The sequence below is a fragment of the Streptomyces sp. XM83C genome (assembly GCF_023072675.1).
Lineage (GTDB): Bacteria > Actinomycetota > Actinomycetes > Streptomycetales > Streptomycetaceae > Streptomyces > Streptomyces thermocoprophilus.
In genome coordinates, this window is the sequence record NZ_JALLGL010000600.1 from 1 (window position 1) to 1,194 (window position 1,194).

Annotated in this window: 2 protein-coding genes; one reads left to right on the forward strand and one right to left on the reverse strand. The window is 74.9% G+C overall.

What is annotated here, in order from left to right; genetic code table 11:
* Nucleotides 1–180 precede the first annotated feature (180 nt).
* Nucleotides 181–381, forward strand: a complete 201-nt coding sequence (locus MTQ10_RS30615; RefSeq protein WP_247474030.1) for a DUF6059 family protein — start codon at nucleotides 181–183, stop codon at nucleotides 379–381.
* A gap of 66 nt (nucleotides 382–447) precedes the next feature.
* On the opposite strand, the gene MTQ10_RS30620 is transcribed toward MTQ10_RS30615, so the two are convergent.
* Nucleotides 448–1,194, reverse strand: a 747-nt coding sequence (locus MTQ10_RS30620) for an MFS transporter (RefSeq protein WP_247474031.1), incomplete at its 5' end; no start/stop codon positions are given.

Sequence of the window (1,194 nt, forward strand, 5' to 3'; positions counted from 1 at the left end):
GGGCGTATGACCTCCGTCGGCGGCACCACCCGCCGAAACAGCGCCCACAACTCGTCCGGCACCAACCGCTCCACCAGATCCGTCATGCACGGCTCAACGAGCGATCACGCCATCAGAAACGACGTCTTAGCCGGGCGAGGGACGATCCGGGTGTCCCGTACCGGCCGTGAGGAGGCCCTTGTGACCCAGCCCTGGGCGATCCTGACACGTGTCGTCGTCGAGGCGTACCGCTCCCTCGTCGCCTACGGGCAGATGTGGATCTGGGTGCCCTCCGAGCCGCTCCTCCGCGAACCGCTGGAACGCGTTCGGCCCGACGTACCGCTCTCCCCGGTGGAACGCGCCCTGGAACGGCAGTTGCTGGACCTGGACTGGAAGGTCTGACACGACACCGGGTTCCTCGCGGGCCCGGCGTCGGCCCCGTGTCCCGCGCCCGCCCGGAGCGCCGCGTCAGCCGCGCGGCCGGGAGCCCGCTTTGTGAGCGCTCGTCAGCCCGCCGCGTGCCGTGAGCGCCACGACCGCCGCCGTCGCGGCGAGGACCGCCACGCTGGTGAGAGCCACGGGCAGGGAGAACCACTCGGCCATGAACCCGATGGCGGGTGGACCCAGCAGCATGCCGCCGTAGCCGAGTGTCGAGGCGAGGGCGACGCCGCCCGCGCCCGCCAGACGGCCGGCGCGCTCGATCGCCACGGGGAACAGGTTGGCCAGCCCGAGCCCGGTGACGACGAAACCCGCGAGGGCCGCCCACACCGAGGGCACGAGGCTCGCGACCAGCATCCCGGCGGCGGCGGTCGCGCCGCCCCACACCAGCGTCCGTGTGCGGCCCAATCGCTCCAGCAGCCGCGTGCCGGACAGCCGGCCCACCGCCATGGCCAGCGCGAAACAGGTGTACCCGGCCGCCGCGAGCCCCGGCGCCGCCCCCAGGTCCTGCTCCAGGTGCAGGGCGCTCCAGTCGGCCAGGGCCCCCTCGCCGTACGCCGTGCCCAGCGCGATCAGACCGAACGTGACCACGAGACGCCGGCTGCGGCGATCGACACCAGACGGCGGGGTGTCGTCGGCTGCGGCGCCCCCGACCGGCGGCGCGGCGTCCTCGCGTGCGGCGCCCCCGACCGGCGGCGGGGTGTCGTCGGCTGCGGCGCCCCCGACCGGCGGCGGGGTGTCGTCGGGTGCCGTCGGCGGGCGGTGGGGCAGCAGGAC